This window comes from Rhizobium sp. TRM96647 (assembly GCF_025780115.1).
Taxonomy (GTDB): Bacteria; Pseudomonadota; Alphaproteobacteria; order Rhizobiales; family Rhizobiaceae; genus Mycoplana.
Window position 1 is genome coordinate 280339 of record NZ_JAOXHF010000007.1, and the last position, 23370, is coordinate 303708.

Consider the following 23370-nt stretch of genomic DNA (forward strand, 5'->3'; position numbering starts at 1 on the left):
ATTGGGTGGCCCTGTGGCCGGAACTGTGTGCGGCTGCGAGCCGCGATCGATCGGTCAATCCTCGTCCGGTGCGGCCCCGCCGCCTTTGCGGAACGGGCCGTGCCCGGCCAGCCATTCACCCGTCTCGGCGACGTCCTGCCGCTCGCGTTCGAGATAGTCGGCGACGGCGCGCCGCAGGCCCGGGTGACTGATATAATGCGCAGAATGGGTGGTGACGGGCATGTAGCCGCGCGCCAGCTTGTGTTCGCCCTGCGCGCCGGCCTCGACGCGGGAGAGGCCCCGGTCGATCGCAAAATCGATGGCCTGATGGTAGCAGACTTCGAAATGCAGGAACGGATGGTCCTCGATGCAGCCCCAGTGCCGGCCGTACAGCGCATCCCCGCCGATGAAGTTGATGGCGCCGGCCACATAGCGTCCGCCGCGCCTGGCCATGACCAACAGGATGTCGTCCGCCATCCGCTCGCCGATCAGCGAGTAAAATTGGCGGGTCAGGTAGGGGCGGCCCCACTTGCGTCCGCCCGTATCCATGTAGAAGGCGAAGAACTGATCCCAGATGTCCTCGGTGAGGTCGCTGCCGGTCAGCCAGTCGATCTCGATGCCGTTCTCCAGCGCCGACCGCCGCTCCTTCTTCAGCGCCTTGCGCTTGCGCGAGGCGAGCGTCTGGAGAAAATCGTCGTGCGAGCGGTAGCCTGCGTTCTGGAAATGGAACTGCTGGTCGGTGCGGTGCAGATAGCCGGCGTCCTCGAATGTCGGCATCTCGTCCTCCGGCACGAAGGTGACATGCGCCGAGGAGATGCCGTGCCGCCGGGCCAGTTCCTGCAGGCCGGCGGCCAACGCCTGGCGGACGGGAGCCGGATCGAGGTCGTGGCGATGCAGTAGCCGCGGCCCGCTCGCCGGCGTGAACGGCACCGAGGCCTGCAGTTTCGGGTAGTAGTTCCCACCGGCCCGCTCGAAGGCGTCCGCCCAGCCATGGTCAAAGACGTATTCGCCCTGGCTGTGGTTCTTGAGATAGGCCGGCAGCGCGCCGAGCAGCGTCCCGTCCTCCTGCTCCAGCAGCAGATGCTGGCCCAGCCAGCCGGTGTCGGCCGTCGCCGAGCCGGACTGCTCCATCGCCGAAAGATAGGCGTGGCTGACGAAGGGATTATAGACGGCGCCCGGAAGTCCGCGCGCCGCGCCGGACAATCTCGACCATTGCTCCGCCGGGATGTCGGCGAAATGCTGGACGACACGGATCCGGTAGGTGTCGGACATCGTCAGGCGACCAACTCTTCCCGCGGATCGAAGCCTTCGAAGGTCATCTGGTCGGCTTCCGCGCGGGTCTTTTCGACGGCTGCGCCGTCACGGACGGTCCAGGTGATCACCGGGATCCCCGCCTTGCGCTCCTTGGTGATGAACGGGTTGGGCAGATCGGCGTAGAAATAGGAGATGAAATCCAGCCCCAGTTGCATCGCCTCCTCGTGCACGAAGAAGGTTTCTGGGTCGATGCCGCCGGCCGTCAGCCCGACAGGCCGCGGCGCGTCGAGTTCCTTCAGTTCCTTCAGGAGCCAGTGGTCGAAGCTCATCAGCGCGATCGGCCCCTTGTAGTCCTCGATGACCTCCAGGACGCTGGCGACGAAGCCCTCGTCGTCGTCCTTGCGTCCCTTCAGCTCGATGACCAGCGGCACGCGGCCGTCGACCAGCTTCAAGAGTTGCGCAAGCGTTGGCACCTTGTCCTTGGTGCCGCCGATCGAGAGCATGCCGAGTTCGACAGACGTCTTGGCGCGCACGTCGCCTGGGATGGCGCAGAGCCGCTCCAGCTTGTCGTCGTGGAAGACCACCGGTACGCCGTCGGCGGCATATTGCAGGTCGCACTCGATCGCAAAGCCCGCATCAACCGCGCGGGCAAAGGCCGAGAGCGTGTTTTCCCATATGGTGCGGTTCATGTCGTGAAAGCCGCGATGGGCGATCGGTTGCGCGGTCAGCCAGGAAAGCTTGCCGGATGGCATCAGGCGATTTCCACGATCGCATCGATCTCGACGGCCGCGTTCATCGGCAGGGCCGCCATGCCGACGGCGGCGCGGGCATGCTTGCCGGGCTCGCCAAGGGCGTTGACGAGGAGGTTGGAGGCGCCGTTGATGACCAGATGCTGTTCGACGAATGTGGGAGCAGACGCCACGAAACCGTTGATCTTGATGATTCGCTTGATGCGGGAGAGATCACCGCCGAGGGCTGCCTTCGCCTGGGCGAGGATGTTGACGGCGCAGAGCTCGGCCGCCTTCTGGCCGGTGGCGACGTCGACATCGTTGCCGAGATGGCCGGTGACGGCGATCTTGCCGTCGGCGATCGGCAGTTGCCCGGAGATGTGCAGGACCTGGCCGCTGATCACGTAGGAGACATAATTTGCGGCGGGCGCGGCGGCGGTCGGAATGACGTAGCCCAGTTCCTTGACCCTGTTTTCGATTTCGGCGGACATGCTGTTCTCCATCCTGCGATCTGTCGACGGCGCCGCAGTCCGCGGCCTGCCGCATGAAGGTGTGTCTCGAAAGCCGGCATGTGCGAACTGTGCGCAGGCATGCCGCCTCGATTGCGTTTTCTGCTACAATGCGGCATGCAATGCCCTTGCGCCCCGCTCTTGCCGAATGTGTACTTATAACATCGCGGCCGAGTTCAACAGGAGGAAACGGATGTTTCGCTCAACCTTTGTCCCGGCATTCTGCACGGCGGCGTTCATCACAGCGCTCGCGCCGGTGCCGGCCGCAGCGGCAGGACTGGCGCCGCACCGCGCCGTCTACGACCTGCAACTTAAGGATGCCTCGGAACGCTCGGGGATCGCCGGCATGTACGGCCGCATGGTCTACGAGTTCAACGGCAATGCCTGCGAGGGCTATACCGTCAGCTTCCGCTTCGTCACCCAGATCAACACGGGCGAGGAGACGCGGCTGACGGATCAGCAGACCACCACCTATGAAGACCTGAAGAACCGCAGCTTCCGCTTCCTCACCCGCTCGTTCACCGACGAGAAGCTGGACAAGGAAGTGCGCGGTAATGCCCAGGACGAGAAGGACGGCGTCAACGTCGAACTGACATCGCCCGATACGCGCGCCGTCGCGCTGGCCGACAGCGTCTTTCCGACCGAGCACATGCTGGAACTGATCGAGCGGGCCAAGAAGGGCGAGCGCTTCTTCGAGGCGCGCATCTTCGACGGCTCCGACAGCGGCGACAAGACGCTGATGACCACGACGGTGCTCGGCAAGGAAGAGATGCCGGCGAGCGACGATCCGGACGCCGCCAAGGCAGGGTCCTTCGCCAAGCAGTCGTTCTGGCCGGTGACGATCGCCTACTACAACGACGACGCAACCGGCGACGCCCTGCCGATCTACCGCATGTCGTTCAAGCTCTACGAGAACGGCATCACCCGCGACCTGACGATGGACTACGGCGATTTCGTCCTCTCCGGCAAGCTCGCCGATCTCGAGGTCTTCCAGCCGGGCGACTGCAAGTAGCCGGCACAGTCGTCGACGCCGGGCGGATCCCGGCTTTTTCGCCCGTCCGGGGTTGATTTCGGCGTCGACTGCGGTTAAGGGCAGCGCATTCCACACGTGAGGCATGGGGCTTTCCGGGAGAAATCCGGAGCGTTCCGCCGGTGGCAGGGCCGATGGGTCCTGCTGTTCGCCTTGCGGAGGTTCAACCGGAAAAGGAGAAAAAGGCATGGCATTGCCTGATTTCAGCATGCGCCAGCTTCTGGAAGCTGGTGTTCACTTCGGCCACCAGACCCACCGCTGGAACCCGAAGATGAAGCCCTACATCTTCGGCGATCGTAGCAACGTCCACATCATCGACCTCGCCCAGACCGTGCCGCTGCTTCACCGCGCGCTGCAGGTCGTCAGCGACACCGTCGCCGGTGGCGGTCGCGTTCTCTTCGTCGGCACCAAGCGCCAGGCCTCGGAAATCATCGCCGATGCCGCCAAGCGTTCGGCCCAGTACTACGTCAACGCCCGCTGGCTCGGCGGCATGCTGACGAACTGGAAGACGATCTCCAACTCGATCCAGCGCCTGCGCAAGCTCGACGAGATCCTGGCCTCCGAAGCCTCCGGCTTCACCAAGAAGGAGCGCCTGAACCTCGAGCGTGAACGCGAGAAGCTCGACAAGGCCCTCGGCGGCATCAAGGACATGGGCGGCACGCCCGACCTGATGTTCATCATCGACACCAACAAGGAGTCGATCGCCATCCAGGAAGCCAAGCGTCTCGGTATCCCGGTCGTCGCCATCATCGATTCGAACTGCGATCCGGACCCGATCGACTTCCCGATCCCGGGCAACGACGACGCCTCGCGCGCCATCGCCCTTTACTGCGACCTGATCGCACGCGCTGCCATCGACGGCATCGCACGTCAGCAGAGTTCGTCCGGCCGTGACCTCGGCGCTTCCGCCGAAGCCCCGGTCGAGCCGGCCCTGGACGACGCGCAGGCCTGACAGGGCAGGGCGTCGGGAGTGCTCCCGAGCGTCCGTTGAAGGATCTGGACAAGGCCGTTTGTCTCCGGCGAGGATCGAACGGCCTTGTCTCTTTTGCCACTGATGCGCGCGATGTCCGCGCAATCATGGTGCAACGGGATGCTGATTCGTCATCATCCTGTCACGCGCACGGTGGATTGGCTGCCGCACGCGCCGCGCGTCCGCGGGACGCTGCGAGAGTGCTGCCGAGAACATGAAATCGCGCCATCGTCGTGCGGGGATCTTCCGATTTCCGCGAGACGGGGCGCAGAACCCGCAAAGAGGCGAGACGATGGAAATCACTGCAGCAATGGTGAAGGAACTGCGCGAGAAGTCCGGCGCAGGCATGATGGATTGCAAGAAGGCTCTCAACGAGACCAATGGCGACATGGAAGCCGCGATCGACTGGCTGCGCGCCAAGGGCATCGCCAAGGCCGACAAGAAGTCCGGCCGCACCGCAGCTGAAGGCCTGATCGGCATCGTCAGCGGCGGCGTCAAGGCCGTTGCCGTCGAGATCAACTCCGAGACCGACTTCGTCGCCCGCAACGAAGCCTTCCAGGAACTGGTCCGCGGCGTCGCCAATGTCGCGCTGACCACCGACGGCTCCGTCGAGGCGATCTCCAAGGCGACCTATCCGGCGACCGGCAAGTCCGTCGAGGATACGATCAAGGACGCGATCGCGACGATCGGCGAGAACATGACGCTGCGCCGCTCGGCACTCCTGTCGGTCGAGGACGGCGTTGTCGCCACCTACATCCACAACGCTGCCGGCGACGGTATCGGCAAGCTCGGCGTTCTCGTCGCTCTGAAGTCGATCGGCGACAAGGAAGTGCTCTATTCGGTCGGCCGCCAGGTCGCCATGCACGTTGCTGCGACCAACCCGCTGGCCATCCGTGCCGAGGAAGTCGACGCGGCGGTCGCCGAGCGCGAACGCAACGTCTTCATCGAGCAGTCGCGCGCGTCCGGCAAGCCGGACAGCATCATCGAGAAGATGGTCGAAGGCCGCATGCGCAAGTTCTTCGAGGAAGTCGCCCTTCTGTCGCAGGCTTTCGTCATGAACCCGGAGATCACGGTCGGCCAGGCCATCAAGGACGCTGAAAAGCTCGCCGGCGCACCGATCGAAGTCACCGGCATGGCCCGCCTGCTGCTCGGCGACGGCGTCGAGAAGGAAGAAAGCGACTTCGCAGCCGAAGTGGCCGCTGTCGCCAAGGGCTGATTTTCTTTACCCGATTTGGGAAAAGACAAGCGACTTTGGAAAAGAAACGGGGCATCGCGTGACAACGCGGTGCCCTTCGTGTATCCGGCTCACGGCGAGGCCCCGGGCGTCTCGAGCGCTGCCACGCGACCGTGCGCGCTGTTGTTGCCGCATCCGCCTCGCCGCGATGTCCAGTCCAACCACCAGGAGCGCCAATGTCCGCCAAACCGATCTACAAACGCGTTCTGTTGAAGGCCTCGGGCGAGGCGTTGATGGGCTCGCAGGGCTTCGGCATCGATGTCGCTGTCGCTGACCGCATCGCCTCCGACATTGCCGAGGCGCGGGGGATGGGGGTCGAGGTCGGCGTCGTCGTCGGTGGCGGCAACATCTTTCGCGGCGTCGCAGTGGCCTCCAAGGGCGGCGATCGCGTCACCGGCGACCACATGGGCATGCTTGCGACCGTGATCAACGCGCTGGCGCTGGCGACCTCGCTGCGCAAGCTAGACATCGACACCGTCGTCCTCTCCGCCATCGCCATGCCGGAGATCTGCGAGAGCTTCTCGCAGCGCGCCACGCTCGCCCATCTGGCGGCCGGTCGCGTGGTCATCTTCGCCGGCGGCACAGGCAATCCGTTCTTCACCACCGATTCCGCCGCAGCCCTTCGCGCCGCCGAGATCGGCGCCGAGGCGATCTTCAAGGGCACGCAGGTCGACGGCATCTATTCGGCGGATCCGAAGAAATACCCCGACGCCACCCGTTTCGACCGGCTGACGCATGGCGAGGTGCTCGAAAGAGGGCTCGCCGTGATGGATATCGCAGCCGTGGCGCTCGCCCGCGAGAACGCGATCCCGATCGTCGTCTTCTCCATCCACGAGAAGGGCGGCTTTGCACAAATATTGACCGGCGGCGGTCGCGGGACCATCGTATCCGACAATTGATTCCGAAACGGCGCACAAGACGCGCCGTTTCCCTATAACGGGAGTTCCAAGCTATGAGTGAAGGTGTTGATCTGAAGGAACTGAAGCGCCGCATGGATGGTGCCGTTTCCGCGTTCAAGCACGATATCGCTTCGCTGCGCACCGGCCGCGCCTCGGCCAACGTCCTTGATCCGGTGACGGTGGAGGCCTATGGCTCGCGCATGCCGCTGAACCAGGTCGCCAACATCACGGTGCCGGAGCCGCGCATGCTGGCCGTCTCGGTCTGGGACAAGCAGATGGTCGGCGCGGTCGACCGCGCGATCCGCGAATCCAATCTCGGGTTGAACCCGATCGTCGATGGCCAGAACCTGCGCATTCCGCTGCCGGAGCTGAACGAGGAGCGCCGCCGTTCGCTCGTCAAGATCGCCCACGACTATGCCGAGAAGGGCAAGGTGGCGATCCGCCACGTGCGCCGCGACGGCATGGACGACCTGAAAAAAGCCGAGAAGGATGGCGATATCGGCCAGGACATCAGCCGCGGCCAGTCCGAAAAAGTTCAAAAGATGACGGACGACATGATTTCCGAAGTCGATCGCTTGCTTGCCGAGAAGGAAAAGGAAATCATGCAGGTCTGAGCGCAGGCTTGCCCGGTTTCCCGCTTTCGTCCACGGATCGTCGATGACCCATCATGCTGTGAAGAACATACCCGACCACGTTGCCATCATCATGGACGGCAACGGGCGCTGGGCCAATGTTCGCGGTTTGCCGCGAAGCATGGGTCACCGCAAGGGGGTGGAGGCCGTGCGCGAGGCGGTGCGCACCGCCGCCGATGCGGGCGTGTCGTACCTGACGCTCTTTGCCTTTTCTTCGGAGAACTGGAGCCGGCCGGAGAGCGAGGTCTCCGACCTCATGGGCCTGCTGAAGACCTTCATCCGTCGCGATCTCGCGACCCTGCACAAGGAAAACGTACGGATCCGTGTCATCGGCGACCGCTCCAACCTGCGTGACGACATCCTGCCGCTGCTTCTGGAGGCGGAGGAGAAGACGCGGGACAACACCGCGATCACGCTGGTCATCGCCTTCAACTACGGCGCCCGAGACGAGATCGCCCGCGCCGTGCGTTCGATCGCGAGCGACGTGTCGATCGGGCTCCTTCATCCCGCGCAGGTCACCTCCGATCTGATCAGCGCGCGGCTGGACACGGCGGGCATTCCAGATCCGGACCTCATTATCCGCACCAGCGGCGAGGAGCGCCTGTCGAACTTCCTGCTCTGGCAGGCGGCCTATGCCGAGCTCATGTTCGTACCCGAGTTCTGGCCTGATTTTTCGCGGGCGACCTTCCTCCAGGCGCTGGCGAACTATGCCGGTCGCGAGCGGCGCTTCGGCGGCGTATCCGCGCCGACGCTGGCAGTGGGCTCCTGATGGGCACCGAACTGCGGCTTCGCATCGTATCCGGACTGGTTCTCGCTGCCGTTGTCCTCGTCGCCGCCTGGGCCGGCGGCCTGCCGTTCCGGCTGCTGTCGTCGCTGATCGCCCTTCTGGTCTATTACGAGTGGTCGACGATCACGCGCCTTGCCGAGACCGACGTGCGGGGCAACGCCTTTGGCTGGGCCGTGACCGTGGCCGTCGCCGCCATGGTGGTCTATGCCGAGGAGGAACTGGCGCTCGTCACCATTGCTGGTGCTGTGGCGTTGTCGGCGATCCATGCGGCCGCGTTCAAGCGGAGCTTCTGGCTTGCGGGCGGGATCGCCTATGCCGGGCTGACGGCCGTCTCGCTGGCCGCCATCCGCGGCGGCGATGCCACCGGCCTGATCGCCATGCTGTTCGTCTTTTCCGTCGTCTGGGCGACCGACATCCTGGCCTATTTCGTCGGCCGGGCGATCGGCGGTCCGAAGCTCGCCCCGTCGATCTCGCCGGGCAAGACATGGTCCGGCGCGATCGGCGGCACGATCTCGGCGATCGCTGCCGGCAGTGTCCTCTATCTCGCCTTCTTCCCGTCGATCGGATCGTGGATCCCGTTCGTCGCCTTCATTCTGTCCGTCTTCAGCCAGGTCGGGGATCTGTTCGAATCCTTCATCAAGCGCCGGTTCGGCGTCAAGGATTCGAGCCGCCTGATCCCCGGGCACGGCGGCGTCATGGACCGGGTGGACGGTCTTGTTTTCGCCTGTTTCGCGGCGTTTCTGCTGGGTCTGGCGGCAATGTTGTCGGGGCAGCAGTCCGCATCGACGGGCGCGTTTCTTCTTGGCCTTTGACGCCAGCTTTCCAGGGAGCCCATCGCAGATATGGAACTGTTGCAGCAAGCGTTCGGCCTCGTCACCGGCACCATCATTCCGTTCCTGGTCGTCCTGACCCTGATCGTCTTCATCCACGAGATGGGGCATTATCTCGCCGGACGCTGGTGCGGCATCGGCATCACCGCCTTCTCCGTCGGCTTCGGTCCCGAGATCGCCGGCTTCAATGACCGCCACGGCACCCGGTGGAAGCTCTGCGCCATTCCGCTCGGCGGCTATGTCAAGTTCCACGGCGACGAGGATGCCGCCTCCACTCCGGACTACGGCAAGCTGGGCGGCCTGACGGAGGCGGAGCGGTCGCGGACCTTCCTCGGTGCGGCGCTGTGGAAGCGTGCCGTGACCGTCGCAGCCGGGCCGATCGCCAACTTCATCCTTGCGATCGCGATCTTCAGCGTGACGTTTGCGACCTACGGCCGGCAGGTCGCCGATCCGGTGGTTGCGGAGGTGCGCGAATCGAGTGCTGCGGCGGCGGCCGGCATCCTGCCGGGCGATCTGCTTGTTTCCATCGACGGTTCGCCGGTGCGGACTTTCGACGACGTCCGCCGCTATGTGAGCGTGCGCCCGGAGGTGCCGATCGTCGTGACGATCCAGCGCGACGGCGAGAACCGGGACCTGAGCATGGTGCCGCAGCGGACGGAGCTTTCCGACCAGTTCGGCAACAAGATGGAGGTCGGCGTCATCGGCATCGTGACGAACGAGGCGACCGGCAATTTCCGCGTGGTGGAATACAGCCCGCTGCAGGCGGTCGGGCAGGGCGCGCTGCAGAGCTGGTACATCGTCACCGGGACCTTCGACTACCTGGCGAACGTCGTTACCGGCCGCATGAAGGCCGATCAGATCGGCGGGCCGATCCGGGTGGCGCAGGCTTCGGGGCAGATGGCGACGCTCGGTGTTGCCGCCTTGCTTCAACTTGCGGCCGTTCTGTCTGTTTCCATTGGACTTTTGAACCTAATGCCCGTTCCGGTACTTGATGGGGGGCACCTGATGTTCTATGCGGTTGAAGCCCTTCGCGGACGGCCCGTCGGCCCGAGGACGCAGGAGATCGCCTTTCGTATCGGAATGGCGCTGATCCTGATGCTGACGGTGTTTGCAACCTGGAATGATACTTTCGGTAGGCTCGGGTAAGCCTGCGCGGGTATTTCAGGCGCTGAAGCAGGGGCGGGCAGGGGTTCCGCTAAGGTCCTGTTTACCGTGTTTGAAACCTTTAGTGGCCTATGGGCCACGGTTCGAATCGAAGTAAACAGAAATTAACGGGCGTGCTTGCTTGTATGGCAAAAGCGGTTAAAACGGCATCGTGACCGGAGTCGGGTTTTCGAGTTCGCCGCGGGACATTGAAACGAAGGTAAGTTGTGAAAATGAAAGCTGGTTCAAGATTTTTGAACGCGGTGTCTGCCGTTGCCCTTTCCACGAGCATGGTGGTGGCTGGTGGAGCAGCCGTCTCGCTCGTTGCCGTAAGCGCCGCAGAAGCTGCCGTCATCCAGCGCATCGATGTTCGCGGCGCCGATCGTGTCAGCGCTGAAACCGTTCGCTCCAATCTCACGATCCAGCCGGGCAAGACCTTCAGCAATTCCGATATCGATGCCTCCGTGCGCCGCCTGTTCGGGACCGGATATTTCTCCGATGTCCGCATCAGCGTTTCCGGCAGCACGCTCGTCGTCGTCGTCGACGAGAACCGGCTCATCAACCAGGTCGTGTTCAACGGCAACCGCAAGATCAAGGACGACAAGCTCGCAGGCGTCGTCCGTTCGCAGTCGCTCGGTCCGTTCAGCGAGACGACGATCGAGAGCGACATCCAGTCGATCAAGGATGCCTATGCCGCGATCGGCCGCAGCGATGCGACGGTGACGACGCAGACATATGACGTCGGCAACGGCCGCGTGAACGTCGCCTTCGTCATCAACGAGGGCGACCGGACCAAGATCTCGGCGATCAACTTCGTCGGCAACAATGCCTACAGCGACGGCCGCCTGCGCTCCGTCGTCAACACCAAGAAGTCCGGCCCGCTGTCGTTCCTGTCGCGCAAGGACGTCTATGACGAAATGAAGCTGCGCGCCGACGAAGAGGCGCTGCGCCAGTTCTACTTCAATCACGGCTACGCCGACTTCCAGATCGTTTCCTCGGAGGCTGTTCTCGACGAGAGCACGAACGAATACGCGATCACTTTCACCGTCGAGGAAGGCGAGCGCTACAAGTTCGGCGACATCACCGTCGAATCGACCGTCGAGGGCGTCGATGCCGAGCAGTTGAAGGGTCTCGTCGAATCGCGTGCCGGCGACGTCTACCGCGCCAACGACGTGCAGGATTCGATGTCGCAGATTTCGCGCGTGGTCGCCGCTCGCGGCTATCCCTTTGCCCGCGTCACCCCGCGTGGCAACCGTGACTTCGCCAACCACACGATCGCGGTCGACTACCTCGTCGACCAGGGCGAGCGCGCCTATGTCGAGCGCATCGAGATCCGCGGCAACACCCGCACGCGCGACTTCGTCATCCGCCGCGAATTCGACATCAGCGAAGGCGACGCCTTCAACCAGGAAGTCATCAACAGCGCCAAGCGCCGCCTGGACGCCCTCGGCTTCTTCTCGTCCGTCAACATCACGACCGCTCCGGGCAGTGCTTCCGACCGCGTCGTCCTGATCGTCGACGTTCAGGACCAGTCGACCGGTACCTTCGGCATCGGCGCCGGCTACTCGACGGGCAACGACGGAGGCTTCAAGCTCGAAGCCTCGATCGAAGAGAAGAACTTCCTCGGGCGCGGGCAGTACATCCGCATCGCCGCCGGTGGTGGCGACGATTCGCGCAACTATAGCCTGAACTTCACGGAACCCTATTTCCTCGGCTACCGACTGGCCGCCGGCTTCGACCTGTTCCGGAACGAGGACAATTCCGAAGACTTCTACGACATCGACAATCAGGGCTTCACGCTTCGCGTCACCGCGCCAATCACCGAGGACCTGTCGACGACGCTGCGGTACAACTACACGAAGATGGACTACAGCACGAACGTCAACGAGGAAGAGGATCTGGCCAAGGCGCCGGAAGACCGCGACCTGTCGCGTCCCTATTGGGATGCCGTCGATGGCAGCCCGTGGGTCCGTTCGTCGATCTCGCACTCGATGACCTTCGATACCCTGGACGATCGCAAGATGCCGCGCGACGGCATCTACGCGACCTTTACCCAGGAATTCGCGGGTGTCGGCGGCGATTCGGACTTCTACAAGATCTACGGCAAGGCGCGTTACTTCCGGACGCTGCTCGAGGACGCGGACATCGTCGGGTCTCTGTCGGCCGGCGCCGGCTACATGACGCCGACGAGCGGCGACCTGCATGTCTTCGACCAGTTCCAGCTGAACGCCAACGATCTTCGCGGCTTCGAGAGCGGCGGTATCGGCCCGCGCATGGCGAACGGCGACGAGATCGGCGGCACGACCTACTTCACGGTCTCGGCCGAGACGAGCTTCCCGCTGCCGTTCATTGCGCGTGACGCCGGCTTCCGTGGCGCGTTCTTCGCCGATGCCGGCACGCTCTACGGCAACAAGGTCGACATCGGCGACGACGATGTCGAGGGCACCAGCATGTCCTGGCGCGCATCGCTCGGCGCCAGCCTGATCTGGTCTTCGCCGTTCGGTCCCCTGCGCGTCGACTACGCGATCCCGGTCGTGAAGGAAGACTTCGACGAAACGCAGCGGTTCAAGTTCGGCATTTCGTCGACCTTCTGATCCAAGCAGTCCAGAACTGCTGACAACGGACTGTTCTGGGGTCTATGCTGATGGAACAAAACTGGTTCTTTCCGCCGCACGACGGCGTTCGCCTGGACGATCTGGCGAACCGCCTCGGGGCGGAACTTCTCGACCCGACTGCCGGATCCCGGCTGGTGAACAACGTTGCGCCGGTCTACCGGGCGAAGGAGGGCGACCTCTGCTACCTGCTGTCGCGCAAGACAAAGGCTGAACTCGAGACCTGCCAGGCGACCGCCATCCTGTGCGATCCGTCGCTGGCGTCGCTGGTGCCGGATCACGTCGCCATCCTGCAGACGAAGCGGGCGCACATGGCTTTCGCGCTGGCAGGCGAAATCCTGCAGCCCGGCGCAATGCGCCCGGCCTTGTCCACGTCCGAGTCCGCCGGCATTTCCCCGCTCGCCTATATCGATCCGACCGCGCGTCTCGAAGCGGGCGTCGTCGTGGAGCCGATGACGGTGATCGGCGCCAATGTCGAGATCGGCGAGGGCACGCAGATCGGCCCGGGGGTCACGATTGCGGCCGGTGTGCGGATCGGGCGTGACTGTACGATTTCCGCCGGCGCCCGGATCCAGTGCGCGCTGATCGGCAACCGCGTCATCCTTCACCCCGGCGCCTGCATCGGCCAGGACGGGTTCGGCTACGGTCCGGGCCCCAAGGGCGGCATGATCAAGATCGTGCAGGTCGGCCGCGTCATCATCCAGGACGACGTGGAGATCGGGGCCGGCACGACGATCGACCGGGGCACGATGGACGATACCGTGATCGGCGAGGGGACCAAGATCGACAACCAGGTGCAGATCGGCCACAACGTCCGCATCGGCCGGCATTGCGGCATCGTCAGCAAGGTCGGGATCGCCGGCAGCACGCGCATCGGCGACGGCGTGATGATCGGCGGTGCGACAGGCGTGAACGGCCACATCACCATCGGCGACGGCGTGCAGATCGCCGCGATGAGCGGCGTGGTCGCCGATATTCCCGCCGGCGAGCGCTATGGCGGGATACCGGCGCGGCCGATGCGCGACTTCCTGCGCGACGTGGCCGAGATGACGATGCGGATCAACAATAGAAAGAAGACGGGTGACAAGGAATGAGCGAGGAAAAGAGGGAGGCCCTGGGCGTCGCTGAACTGAAGGATATCCTGACGCTTTTGCCGCACCGCTATCCGTTCTTGCTGGTGGACAAGATCATCGAGATCGACGGCGACAATTCCGCGATCGGCATCAAGAACGTGACGGTCAACGAGCCTCAGTTCACCGGACACTTCCCGGACCACCCGATCATGCCCGGCGTGCTCCTGATCGAGGGCATGGCGCAGACGGCCGGCGCGATCTGCGCGCGCAAGACCGGCACCGGCACCAACCTCGTCTATTTCATGACGATCGACAATGCCCGCTTCCGCAAGCCGGTCATCCCCGGCGACCGCGTCGAGTATCATGTCGTGAAACAGAAGCAGCGCGGGAATATCTGGAAGTTTCACTGCGACGCAAAAGTTGATGGGCAACTTGTCGCCGAAGCTGATATCGGCGCGATGATCGTCAACAAGGAAGACGCCTGAACATGATTGCAGCCAGCGCCAGGATCCATCCGCTCTCCGTCGTCGAAGACGGGGCGGTGATCGGGGAGAACGTCGTCGTCGGCCCCTTCTGCCACGTGGGGCCGAATGTCGTTCTCGGCGACGAGGTCGAGCTTCTGACCCATGTCGTGGTCGTCGGACGTACGACGATCGGGCGCGGCACGCGCATCTTTCCCTCCGCCGTCATCGGTGGCGACCCGCAGAGCATCCATCATGGCGGCGAGGACACCACGCTGACCGTCGGTGAGCGCAACACGATCCGCGAAGGCGTGACGATGAACACCGGCACCGCCGGTGGCGGTGGCAAGACCGTCGTCGGCGACGACAACCTGTTCCTTGCCTATTCGCACATCGCCCATGACTGCATCCTCGGCAACAACATCATCCTGTCCAACAACGTCATGCTGGCCGGCCACGTGACGGTCGAGGATCGCGCCATTCTCGGCGGCGGCTCGGCGGTGCACCAGTTCGCGCGCGTCGGACGCCATGCCTTCGTCGGCGGACTTTCGGCCGTGGCCTACGACGTCATCCCCTATGGGATGCTGAACGGCAATCCGGGCATCCTCGGCGGCATCAACGTCGTCGGCATGTCGCGCTCCGGCATGGACAAGGCGACGATCCATCGGGTCCGCCGGGCGTTCAAGGAAATCTTCGAGGGCGAGGCATCGATCCGCAACAATGCGGCCGCCATTCGCGAGGACTATGCGGACTGCGTTCCCGTCATGCATATCCTCGATTTCATCGCAGCGGACAGCGATCGCGCGCTCTCCTCGCCGAACCGCGGCAAGGCCTGACCGGCATGGCAGAGCGCCGGCCGGAGGGCGCAAAGCGGCTGGCCATCATCGCCGGCGGCGGGCAATTGCCGATCCACGTCGCGCGCGCCGCCAGGCTGCACGGCGAAAATCCCTTCATTCTTGCGCTTAGCAACGAGGCCGATCAGGACTGGTCTGAATTCGACCATGCCGGCGTCGGCGTCGGCGACTATGCCGGCATCAGCCGCATCTTCTCCACCGAAGGCATCGATCGCGCGGTTCTTTCCGGCTGGGTCCGCCGCCGGCCGGAATGGCGCGACATCCGGCCGACCATCCGCACGCTGATGCAGGTGCCCGGCATCGTGCGCACGCTTTTGAACGGCGGCGACGACACGGTGCTGAAGATGGTGATCCGGCTGATCGAGGCGAACGGCGTGCGCGTCGTCGGCGCGGACGAGATCGCACCGGAACTTCTGGCCACCGAAGGGCCGGTCGGCGCGATCCGGCCGGACGAGGAGGCCATGCGCGATATCGCTGCCGCTTCCGCCGCTGCACTGGCGCTCGGCGCGCTCGATGTCGGGCAGGGGGCGGTTGCCGTCGGTGGACGGGTGGTTGCCCTTGAGGGGGCAGAGGGAACCGATCTGATGCTGGAGCGGGTGGCGAGCCTGAGACAGGAAGGCCGCATCTCGCGCCGCCGCAAGGGCGTGCTGGTCAAGCTGTGCAAGCCCGAGCAGGACCGGCGCGCCGACCTGCCGTCGATTGGCGTCGACACGGTGCGGCGGGCGGCGGAAGCGGGGCTTGCGGGCATCGCCTGCGAGGCGGGCCGTTCGCTGGTGCTCGACCGGACGACATTGATCGCGGAAGCCGACCGCGCCGGCCTTTTCGTCACCGGCATCCTGCCGCGCGACGGCGGAGCGCACCCGTGACCCGCCCGCTCAAGCTCGGCATCATCGCCGGCGAGGTTTCCGGCGATCTTCTCGGCGGCGATCTCATCGCAGCGCTGCGCCGGCAATGGCCAGGTGAGATAACCCTTTGCGGCGTCGGCGGCGAGGCGCTGCAGGCGCAGGGCCTGAGATCCCTCTTCGACTATTCCGAACTGTCGATCATGGGTTTCTCGCAGGTGCTGGCGAAGCTGCCGAAGCTGCTCCGGCGGATCCGCGAGACGGCGGCGGCGATCGTTGCCGAAAAGCCCGACCTGCTCGTCATCATCGACAGTCCCGATTTCACTCACCGTGTCGCCCGGCGGGTCCGCAGGCAGTTGCCGGATTTGCCGGTAGTCAACTATGTCTGCCCCAGCGTCTGGGCGTGGAAGGAGGAGCGCGCGCCGCGCATGCGCGCCTATGTCGACCACGTGCTTGCCGTACTGCCGTTCGAGCCAGCCGTGATGCAGCGCCTGAATGGGCCGCCGACCACCTATGTCGGCCACAGGCTCGCCGGCGATCCCGAGGTGAGGGCGGTGCGGGCGGCGCAACTGCAGAAGAAGGTGCCGCCGCTCGGAAGCGGCGAACGGCGCGTCTGCCTGCTTCTTCCCGGCTCGCGCGCCGGCGAAATCACGCGGTTGCTGCCGGCCTTCAAGGATGTGATGGCCGAACTCTCCGCCGGGCCCGTACCGTTCGAGTTCCGCCTGCCGACCGTTCCCCGGCAGGAGGCACTGGTTCGCGACCTTCTGGTCGACTGGCCGGAAAAGCCCGCAGTGACAGTTTCTGCGTCTGAAAAGTGGCCGGCCTTTCGGGACGCGGACGTGGCCATCGCTGCGTCCGGAACCGTCCTGCTCGAACTGGCGCTGGCGCGGGTGCCGGTCGTCTCCTGCTACAAGGTCGACTGGATCGCGCGGCTGATGGCGAAAAAGATCAAGACCTGGACGGGGGCGCTGCCCAACCTGATCGCCGACTATGCCGTGATCCCGGAGTATCTGAACGAGGCCGTTCGCCCCGGTTGCCTCGCCCGCTGGGCCGTTCAGCTCTCCCATTCCACTCTGCAGCGCCAGGCGATGGTCGAGGGCTTCGATCTCGTCCACGACCGCATGCAGGAGGTGCGCGCCCCCGGCGACAGGGCGGCCGATGTGATCCTCGCCCTTCTGAAAGAGAAAAAGCCCGGCCTGTTCTGACCGGGCTTTCTTCCTGTATCCGTCGCTTCCGTCTCAGCGCTTGGAAACCGGGATGTAGTCCCGCTTCGGCTCGCCGACATAGAGCTGGCGCGGACGACCGATGCGCTGTTCGGGATCCTCGATCATCTCGTTCCACTGGGCAATCCAGCCGACGGTGCGGGCCAGGGCGAACAGCACGGTGAACATCGTGGTCGGGAAGCCGAGCGCCTTCAGCGTGATGCCGGAATAGAAGTCGATGTTGGGGTAGAGCTTCTTCTCGATGAAGTATTCGTCCGTCAGCGCGATGCGCTCCAGTTCCATCGCGACTTCGAGCATTGGGTCGTCCTTGATGCCGAGCTCGCCCAGAACCTCGTGCGTCGTCTTCTGCATGATGCGCGCGCGCGGATCGTAGTTCTTGTAGACGCGGTGGCCGAAGCCCATCAGGCGGAACGGATCGTTCTTGTCCTTGGCGCGGGCGACGTATTCCGGGATGCGTTCGACCGAACCGATCTCGGCCAGCATGTTGAGCGCTGCCTCGTTGGCGCCGCCATGGGCGGGGCCCCACAGGCAAGCGATGCCCGCGGCGATGCAGGCGAACGGGTTGGCGCCCGACGAACCGGCGAGGCGGACCGTCGAGGTGGACGCGTTCTGCTCGTGATCGGCGTGCAGGATGAAGATGCGGTCCATGGCGCGCGCCAGGACCGGATTGACGACGTATTCCTCGCAAGGCACGGCGAAGCACATGCGCAGGAAGTTCGAGGCGTAGTCGAGATCGTTCTTCGGATAAACGAAGGGCTGGCCGATATGGTACTTGTAGGCCATGGCGGCGATCGTCGGCATCTTGGCGATCATGCGCAGCGATGCAACCATGCGCTGGTGCGGATCGGTGATGTCGGTGCTGTCGTGATAGAAGGCCGACAGCGCGCCGACGCAACCGCACATTACAGCCATCGGATGCGCATCGCGGCGGAAGCCGGTGAAGAAGCGCGACATCTGCTCGTGCACCATCGTGTGATGGGTGACGCGGTAGTCGAAGTCGTCCTTCTGCGCCTTGGTGGGCAGTTCGCCGTAGAGCAGCAGGTAGCAGACCTCGAGAAAATCGCCGTGCTCGGCCAGTTGCTCGATGGGGTAGCCGCGGTGCAGCAACACGCCTTCGTCACCGTCGATATAGGTGATCTTGGATTCGCAGGAGGCCGTGGACGTGAAGCCGGGGTCGTAGGTGAAAGCGCCGGTCTGCTTGTAGAGCGTGCCGATATCCATGACCGAAGGCCCGATGGTCCCCGTTCGCAGTGGCAACTCCACCGTCTTGTCACTGATCGTGACGTCCGCGCTCTTTCCCGTCATGAGGACCTCCATTGATTTATGAGGGCACTGGGCGTGCCCGAACTCGGCGGTGCCGCTTTGCTAACCCATTTGCGACGCCCTGCCAAGCAAGACGAAAGGCATGGTTGTGCAATGCAAAATCCGACATTCCGGATCGCAATATCTACTCTTCCGCGCCAGTTGCAAGCAACTTATGGGTGAGGCGGAATAATTATGGAGGGCGCATTCTTTCCGGAAACGACGGTCATGCGGGCACGGAATCGGGATTGCCTTGCAAAATCGTAAGTTGCAATATCGGGGTGTCTGCCGCCGGGATCGTTCATATGGGAAGGGGGACTGCCAGCGAGGTCGAGCACCGTGTCGCAGTGCCGGAGACAGCCTCCGTGGCGTCACCGGCTGCGACCACGTTTGCCAGGGCTTTTCCGACGCTTCCAAGGGGTGTTTTCCGGCGAACGCTGGCCCTGCGGCTGTCCCGGAACCTCACGCTCGCAAGCGCGTCTTTCGCGACGGCCTGGCAGAGCGAGCGCGACCACGGGACGCCGTTCCTGTTCGTGCCCGTCGTGCTCGGGGCAGGGGTCTGGGCATGGTACGCGCTTCCCCGCGACCTGCCGCCGCTGTTGCTCGCGGCCCTGCTCGCCGCGAGCGCGATCCTTGCCTTTTGGACCCGGCATCGCAGCGGTCTCCTTGCCGTGGCGGCGCGCACGGCCTTCCTGTTCGTCGCCGGGATGACGCTCGCGGCCGTCGAGACGGCGCGGTTGTCGACAGCGATCTTCGACCAGCCGGTGACGACGACGATCACCGGAAGGGTACTTTACGGCGAGGCCGACGAGCGCGGGCGGATGCGCTACCGCGTCGCCGTCCTTGCCACCCGCGAACCAGCCCTGCGCCGGCCGCCGGACGTGGTCAACCTCGTGGCGCGCAGCCCGCATGCGCCGATCGCGGTCGGAGGCGGGATTTCGGGCCGCGCCCGCCTCAGCCCGCCCTCGGGCGCAGCCCTGCCGGGATTGAACGACTTCGCCTTTGACGCCTACTTCGCCGGCACCGGCGCGATCGGCTACTTCTATGGCAAACCTGCCGCGGTCGTGCTGAGTGAGGCGGCCAGTGACGTCTCCTGGCTTGCGCATGCGCGCGAGACCGTCGCGGCGTGGCGCGGCGCGCTGACGGCACGGATCCGCGACCAGATCGGCGGCGACGCGGGTGCCATCGCGGCCGCCCTCGTCACGGCCGAGCAGCGGGGGATCAGCCCGGATACGGTCGAGGCGCTGCGCCGGGCAGGGCTCGCGCATGTGCTGGCGATCTCCGGCCTGAACATGGTGCTGGCCGCCGGCACGTTTCTCGTCGGTGCGCGGCTGGCCCTGTCGCTGCTGCCGGGGGCGGCGGAACGATACCCGATCAAGAAATTCGCAGCCGCCGGCGGGCTGGTGACCGTGACCCTCTACATCCTGATTTCCGGCGGCGCCGTGTCGGCGGTCCGCTCCTGGCTGATGATCGTCGTCATGCTTGTGGCCGTACTGGTCGACCGCACCGCCATCAGCCTGCGCAACATCGCCCTGTCGGCGATCGTCCTGCTGGCTGTCACGCCCTCTGCCGTTACCGGACCGGGCTTCCAGATGTCCTATGCGGCGACGCTCGGGCTGGTGGCCGGCTATGCGGCATGGCGGGACCGCGGTGTCTCCCGCACGGGGCCGTCCGCCGGCGGACTGCGGCTGATGCAGCACGCGTCCGGCTTTACGGCCGGGCTCCTCCTGTCGTCGGTCATCGGCGGGCTGGCAACGCTGGTCTATTCCCTCGGCCATTTCCACCGGATCCCGGCCTACGGCCTTGCCGGCAATCTCCTGGCCATGCCGGTCATCTCCTTTGTCGTCATGCCGATGGGGGTGATCGCCATGCTGCTGATGCCGCTGGGGCTCGAAGGGCTTGCGCTGACGATCATGTGCAAAGGCATCGAAGCCATGATCGTCATGGCGAACTGGGTCTCGGGATGGGGCGGCGAGATCGTCACCGGCCGCCTTTCGCCGCTTGCCTTCGCGCTTCTGGCTGCGGGCGGAGGGCTCGCCTGCCTGTTCAGGACGCGGCTCGCCGCGCTCGCCGTCCTGCCCCTTGCCGCCGGCGTCGCCGTGGCGGCCCTTGCGCCGGCACGGCCCGCACCGCAGTTGCTGGTCTCCGAAGACGGCGCGCTGGTGGCGCTCGTCGACGGTCGCACGGCCGCCACCAATCGCAGGCGGCCGCCCGGTTTTATCTACGACCAGTGGCGCTATGCCCTGCGCTTCGAGGACCATATGGCGCCGTTGATGCTGGGCGGCGGGGAGAGCGATCGGGGAAGCCCGGCGCGGTCAACGACCGAACGGCGAAGGGGCACGGCCGGGCGTGCGGGTGACGGACAAGCGGCCCCGTCGCATGCAGCGCTGCCCCGTCCGGTCTTATCTTCCGTCTCGCAGGGAACCGGGACGTATCATGTCAACACCGGCGCCGCGAAGGAAGCACTCGCCGCGGACTTCACCCTGGCCGCCCGGCAGAAGCGATTCGCCTGCCGCCGGCAGGCGTGGTGCGTCGGCGTCACCGCTGCGGACTGGCGGGTGGTCTGGCTGGAGGATCCGGCCCATCTGGGAGCCGCGTGCGACAGTGCCGATATCGTCGTCGCCCCCCGCCATCGCCGCGAGGGCGGCTGCGCCAGCGGAGCCCGGTTGATCAGTGCACACAGCCTTCGCCTCACCGGCGCCCTGGAGATGGCACCGGCAAACGATACCGTCGCGACAGGGCACGGCATCATCACAACGCAGGCGGTCGTCCAGCTTCATCGCCCCTGGAACCGGCATCGCCTCTACGACTGGCGCACAGACAGTTTCCGGGATGACCGCTTCCAGGATCCGGAAGACGATGCCGAAGCTCAATGATAGCGACGAATGAGCCCGACCAGCTTGCCCTGGATCTTGACGCGGTCGGGGCCGAAAATCCGGGTCTCGTAGGCCGGGTTGGCAGCCTCCAGCGCGATCGAGGCGCCCTTGCGGCGGAAGCGCTTCAGCGTTGCCTCCTCGTCGTCGACGAGGGCCACGACAATGTCGCCGGGGTTGGCCGTCCCGGCATTGCGGATGATCACCGTGTCGCCGTCGAGAATGCCCGCCTCGATCATCGAATCACCCCTGACCTCCAGCGCATAGTGCTCGCCGCCGCCCAGCATTTCCGCCGGCACGGAGATATCGTGGGTGTTGTTCTGGATGGCGGAAATCGGCACGCCGGCAGCGATCCGGCCCATCACCGGCACGGCGACCGAGCTCTCGGACGCCGGAGCCTGCGGCCGTTCCGGCGCAGGCTTTTCCTTGCCGAGGCTGCCCTCGATCACCGATGGCGAGAAGCCGCGCCGCGCCTTGAGGCTCGGCGAATAGGCCTCCGGCAGCTTGATGACCTCGAGCGCGCGGGCGCGATTGGGCAGCCTGCGGATGAAGCCGCGCTCCTCGAGCGCGGTGATGAGCCGATGGATGCCGGATTTCGACGCCAGGTCGAGCGCATCCTTCATCTCGTCGAATGACGGCGGTATCCCCGTTTCCTTCATCCGCTCGTGGATGAACAGAAGCAGTTCCTGTTGCTTGCGGGTCAGCATGGCTCGTCACCCAGAATCGTGAAACAAATACGGAACAAACACTATCTGTTCCATTTGTGTTCCGCAAGTGGCTAAAATTCCGTGAAGGTCGGCAATGAATGTGGGCTGCCAAGGGCACGGGTTGACCTGTGCCGGATGCGACTGAACACGTTGACGGCCTGCCATGAACGGCTATAAAGCGCCGTGCCCCGGCGCGGGTGCACAAGACGGCTGATGCAGCAGGATATGGTTGCGCAGCTTGTTGGAAGAGTGTCCGAGTGGTTTAAGGAACCGGTCTTGAAAACCGGCGTGCGGGAAACCGTACCGTGGGTTCGAATCCCACCTCTTCCGCCATCTGCCGCAAAATTCATTCCTTGTCTCCCGCTTGCTCTTCAGTCTTCATCTCGGAACGTCTGTGGCGCAAACGTCCGGGCTTCCCTGATGGCTGAATAGCGAGGCGCGAGGCGGAGGTAGACGCCCCGCCGGGATGGCAGGGCGCCCGGGAACATGGGTGTCAGTTGACCGAGTTCAGCGTCATCGACGTGCCGGTCGCTGCGATGTTGAGGCCGATCTGGCCGGTCAGGCTGACGGTCTGCAGGTGGATGGAGCCGGAGGTGCCGCCGACGAGGATGTTGGCGCCGACGCCGGCGCCGACGGTCGCTTCCGCCGTGGCGCCCTGGTAGACGCCGCCGAGCGAGCCCTGGTGGTAGCCGGCGGTCGGCGCGAGCACCGCCCAGACGAGGCGGCCCTGCGTGGTGAAGCCGAGGTCGACGCCGAGCTTGCGGATCTGGCCCTGGTAGTGATCGACCGGTTCGCTGCCCATCGTGGTGACGAAGGCGCAATCGACTTCCTTGGCGGAGCCGAGCACATAGCCGGCGCCGCCGCCGATCCGGCAGTCGAGATAGCCGATGCGGACGCCGTCGCGCGCCTCCGAGCGGGCGACCACAGGCGCTTCCGGTGCGGGCACCATGTCGGCGGCACGGGCGGCCGTCAGGCCGGACGCCGCGACTGCCGTGGTCATCACTGCAATGGCAAAGGTCTTTTTCATATGCTTTCTCCTGTTTCGGGCGCGCTCATCGACGCGCCCTCCTTCTCGTGGTCGCTCGGTTGGCCTTCAGGAACACCTGTCCGTTGCCGAGGTTCCACAATGACGAATCCGTCGGCCCATGGGTTCGGCCTTCAATGAGGCGATTCAACGGCATAGGCAGCTTGCCCTTCCGCCATCAACAATCCTCGGATCGTTGCCGGAAAACCAGATATCGGGTGGCAGCGGTGCGTCTATCCGCGGGACTTCGAAGTGGATCGTAAAGACCTTGCCGGCATGGTTCGGCCGGCCATGAAGTAGAAGGAAGGAGAGGTGGCAGGGCGCCCCTGAATTATCCCTTCATTAACCATGCGGAAGTTTAGTTCTTCTGTTGCGCCGTTTCCGCGCGGGGAGAACCGCATTTT

Annotated in this window: 21 protein-coding genes and 1 tRNA gene; 16 read left to right on the forward strand and 6 right to left on the reverse strand. The window is 64.8% G+C overall.

The genetic code is table 11. The annotated features are described in order from the left end of the window. Positions 1–54 precede the first annotated feature (54 nt). From OCK02_RS15500 to OCK02_RS15510, 3 genes are read right to left on the reverse strand one after another with little or no spacing between them, the layout of a single operon-like run. Entirely contained in the window at positions 55–1251 is a 1197-nt protein-coding gene (locus OCK02_RS15500; protein ID WP_263813834.1) for a GNAT family N-acetyltransferase, read from the reverse strand. A gap of 2 nt (positions 1252–1253) precedes the next feature. Beyond that, positions 1254–1985 carry a glycerophosphodiester phosphodiesterase gene (locus OCK02_RS15505; protein WP_263813835.1) on the reverse strand — a complete coding sequence of 244 codons (732 nt, stop codon included), beginning with the start codon at positions 1983–1985 and terminating at the stop codon, positions 1254–1256. Continuing rightward, positions 1985–2452, reverse strand: coding sequence for a RidA family protein (locus OCK02_RS15510; protein WP_263813836.1), 468 nt, complete (start codon positions 2450–2452; stop codon positions 1985–1987). The genes OCK02_RS15505 and OCK02_RS15510 overlap by 1 nt, the downstream gene beginning before the upstream one ends. A gap of 211 nt (positions 2453–2663) precedes the next feature. Between OCK02_RS15510 and OCK02_RS15515 the strand changes: the two genes are divergently transcribed. From OCK02_RS15515 to lpxB, 14 genes are all read left to right on the forward strand, one after another. Further along, on the forward strand, positions 2664–3482 hold the full coding sequence (locus OCK02_RS15515; RefSeq protein ID WP_263813837.1) for a cell envelope integrity EipB family protein: 819 nt from the start codon (positions 2664–2666) through the stop codon (positions 3480–3482). A 205-nt stretch (positions 3483–3687) separates the two neighbouring features. Beyond that, complete coding sequence (rpsB, locus tag OCK02_RS15520) at positions 3688–4452, forward strand: 30S ribosomal protein S2 (protein WP_230809085.1); 765 nt, start codon at positions 3688–3690, stop codon at positions 4450–4452. A 310-nt stretch (positions 4453–4762) separates the two neighbouring features. Then, on the forward strand, positions 4763–5686 hold the full coding sequence (gene tsf, locus OCK02_RS15525; RefSeq protein ID WP_263813838.1) for a translation elongation factor Ts: 924 nt from the start codon (positions 4763–4765) through the stop codon (positions 5684–5686). Between the two features lie 194 nt (positions 5687–5880). Then, positions 5881–6603 carry a UMP kinase gene (gene pyrH, locus OCK02_RS15530; RefSeq protein ID WP_230809087.1) on the forward strand — a complete coding sequence of 241 codons (723 nt, stop codon included), beginning with the start codon at positions 5881–5883 and terminating at the stop codon, positions 6601–6603. A gap of 53 nt (positions 6604–6656) precedes the next feature. Beyond that, entirely contained in the window at positions 6657–7217 is a 561-nt protein-coding gene (gene frr, locus OCK02_RS15535; protein ID WP_230809088.1) for a ribosome recycling factor, read from the forward strand. A 43-nt stretch (positions 7218–7260) separates the two neighbouring features. Next, entirely contained in the window at positions 7261–8004 is a 744-nt protein-coding gene (locus OCK02_RS15540) for an isoprenyl transferase (RefSeq protein WP_263813839.1), read from the forward strand. Next, a complete protein-coding gene (locus OCK02_RS15545; protein WP_263813840.1) occupies positions 8004–8834 on the forward strand; it encodes a phosphatidate cytidylyltransferase in 831 nt (276 codons plus the stop codon). The genes OCK02_RS15540 and OCK02_RS15545 overlap by 1 nt, the downstream gene beginning before the upstream one ends. Before the next feature lie 30 nt (positions 8835–8864). Then, positions 8865–9998: an RIP metalloprotease RseP gene (rseP, locus tag OCK02_RS15550; RefSeq protein WP_263813841.1), complete on the forward strand. Its 1134-nt coding sequence runs from the start codon at positions 8865–8867 to the stop codon at positions 9996–9998. Positions 9999–10228: 230 nt separating this feature from the next. Continuing rightward, complete coding sequence (gene bamA, locus OCK02_RS15555; RefSeq protein WP_230809092.1) at positions 10229–12589, forward strand: outer membrane protein assembly factor BamA; 2361 nt, start codon at positions 10229–10231, stop codon at positions 12587–12589. 50 nt (positions 12590–12639) lie between these two features. After that, complete coding sequence (gene lpxD / locus OCK02_RS15560) at positions 12640–13701, forward strand: UDP-3-O-(3-hydroxymyristoyl)glucosamine N-acyltransferase (RefSeq protein ID WP_263813842.1); 1062 nt, start codon at positions 12640–12642, stop codon at positions 13699–13701. Beyond that, positions 13698–14165 (forward strand): 3-hydroxyacyl-ACP dehydratase FabZ, encoded by a 468-nt coding sequence (gene fabZ / locus OCK02_RS15565; RefSeq protein ID WP_230809094.1) that lies wholly within the window; start codon positions 13698–13700, stop codon positions 14163–14165. Before lpxD ends, fabZ begins: the two co-directional genes overlap by 4 nt. Then, positions 14162–14977, forward strand: a complete 816-nt coding sequence (gene lpxA, locus OCK02_RS15570; RefSeq protein WP_263813869.1) for an acyl-ACP--UDP-N-acetylglucosamine O-acyltransferase — start codon at positions 14162–14164, stop codon at positions 14975–14977. The genes fabZ and lpxA overlap by 4 nt, the downstream gene beginning before the upstream one ends. A gap of 5 nt (positions 14978–14982) precedes the next feature. Then, positions 14983–15861, forward strand: coding sequence for an LpxI family protein (locus tag OCK02_RS15575; protein WP_263813843.1), 879 nt, complete (start codon positions 14983–14985; stop codon positions 15859–15861). Beyond that, entirely contained in the window at positions 15858–17042 is a 1185-nt protein-coding gene (lpxB, locus tag OCK02_RS15580; RefSeq protein WP_263813844.1) for a lipid-A-disaccharide synthase, read from the forward strand. The genes OCK02_RS15575 and lpxB overlap by 4 nt, the downstream gene beginning before the upstream one ends. Positions 17043–17075: 33 nt before the next feature. Here lpxB and gltA read toward each other — a convergent pair whose 3' ends face one another. Then, the gene (gene gltA, locus OCK02_RS15585; RefSeq protein WP_263813845.1) at positions 17076–18365 is read right to left on the reverse strand and encodes a citrate synthase; all 1290 of its coding nucleotides are present in this window, start codon (positions 18363–18365) and stop codon (positions 17076–17078) included. A gap of 302 nt (positions 18366–18667) precedes the next feature. On the opposite strand from gltA, the gene OCK02_RS15590 reads away from it, so the two are divergent. Beyond that, entirely contained in the window at positions 18668–21238 is a 2571-nt protein-coding gene (locus OCK02_RS15590; RefSeq protein WP_263813846.1) for a ComEC/Rec2 family competence protein, read from the forward strand. Here the strand turns inward: OCK02_RS15590 and lexA are convergent. Beyond that, complete coding sequence (gene lexA, locus OCK02_RS15595; RefSeq protein WP_112599731.1) at positions 21232–21942, reverse strand: transcriptional repressor LexA; 711 nt, start codon at positions 21940–21942, stop codon at positions 21232–21234. The genes OCK02_RS15590 and lexA overlap by 7 nt on opposite strands. Positions 21943–22185: 243 nt before the next feature. On the opposite strand from lexA, the gene OCK02_RS15600 reads away from it, so the two are divergent. Further along, a tRNA-Ser gene (locus OCK02_RS15600) sits at positions 22186–22275 on the forward strand. A gap of 160 nt (positions 22276–22435) precedes the next feature. Here the strand turns inward: OCK02_RS15600 and OCK02_RS15605 are convergent. Next, the gene (locus OCK02_RS15605) at positions 22436–22969 is read right to left on the reverse strand and encodes a DUF992 domain-containing protein (RefSeq protein WP_263813847.1); all 534 of its coding nucleotides are present in this window, start codon (positions 22967–22969) and stop codon (positions 22436–22438) included. Positions 22970–23370: the final 401 nt, after the last annotated feature.

Coding starts and splice junctions, on each gene's coding strand:
- gltA (WP_263813845.1), bottom strand. CDS start 18,365: ATGACGGGAAAGAGCGCGGACGTCACGATCAGTGACAAGACGGTGGAG.
- tsf (WP_263813838.1), top strand. CDS start 4,763: ATGGAAATCACTGCAGCAATGGTGAAGGAACTGCGCGAGAAGTCCGGC.
- rseP (WP_263813841.1), top strand. CDS start 8,865: ATGGAACTGTTGCAGCAAGCGTTCGGCCTCGTCACCGGCACCATCATT.
- OCK02_RS15605 (WP_263813847.1), bottom strand. CDS start 22,969: ATGAAAAAGACCTTTGCCATTGCAGTGATGACCACGGCAGTCGCGGCG.
- OCK02_RS15510 (WP_263813836.1), bottom strand. CDS start 2,452: ATGTCCGCCGAAATCGAAAACAGGGTCAAGGAACTGGGCTACGTCATT.
- OCK02_RS15540 (WP_263813839.1), top strand. CDS start 7,261: ATGACCCATCATGCTGTGAAGAACATACCCGACCACGTTGCCATCATC.
- OCK02_RS15545 (WP_263813840.1), top strand. CDS start 8,004: ATGGGCACCGAACTGCGGCTTCGCATCGTATCCGGACTGGTTCTCGCT.
- OCK02_RS15505 (WP_263813835.1), bottom strand. CDS start 1,985: ATGCCATCCGGCAAGCTTTCCTGGCTGACCGCGCAACCGATCGCCCAT.
- fabZ (WP_230809094.1), top strand. CDS start 13,698: ATGAGCGAGGAAAAGAGGGAGGCCCTGGGCGTCGCTGAACTGAAGGAT.
- pyrH (WP_230809087.1), top strand. CDS start 5,881: ATGTCCGCCAAACCGATCTACAAACGCGTTCTGTTGAAGGCCTCGGGC.
- lexA (WP_112599731.1), bottom strand. CDS start 21,942: ATGCTGACCCGCAAGCAACAGGAACTGCTTCTGTTCATCCACGAGCGG.
- rpsB (WP_230809085.1), top strand. CDS start 3,688: ATGGCATTGCCTGATTTCAGCATGCGCCAGCTTCTGGAAGCTGGTGTT.
- OCK02_RS15515 (WP_263813837.1), top strand. CDS start 2,664: ATGTTTCGCTCAACCTTTGTCCCGGCATTCTGCACGGCGGCGTTCATC.
- bamA (WP_230809092.1), top strand. CDS start 10,229: ATGAAAGCTGGTTCAAGATTTTTGAACGCGGTGTCTGCCGTTGCCCTT.
- OCK02_RS15590 (WP_263813846.1), top strand. CDS start 18,668: ATGGGAAGGGGGACTGCCAGCGAGGTCGAGCACCGTGTCGCAGTGCCG.
- lpxD (WP_263813842.1), top strand. CDS start 12,640: ATGGAACAAAACTGGTTCTTTCCGCCGCACGACGGCGTTCGCCTGGAC.
- OCK02_RS15500 (WP_263813834.1), bottom strand. CDS start 1,251: ATGTCCGACACCTACCGGATCCGTGTCGTCCAGCATTTCGCCGACATC.
- OCK02_RS15575 (WP_263813843.1), top strand. CDS start 14,983: ATGGCAGAGCGCCGGCCGGAGGGCGCAAAGCGGCTGGCCATCATCGCC.
- frr (WP_230809088.1), top strand. CDS start 6,657: ATGAGTGAAGGTGTTGATCTGAAGGAACTGAAGCGCCGCATGGATGGT.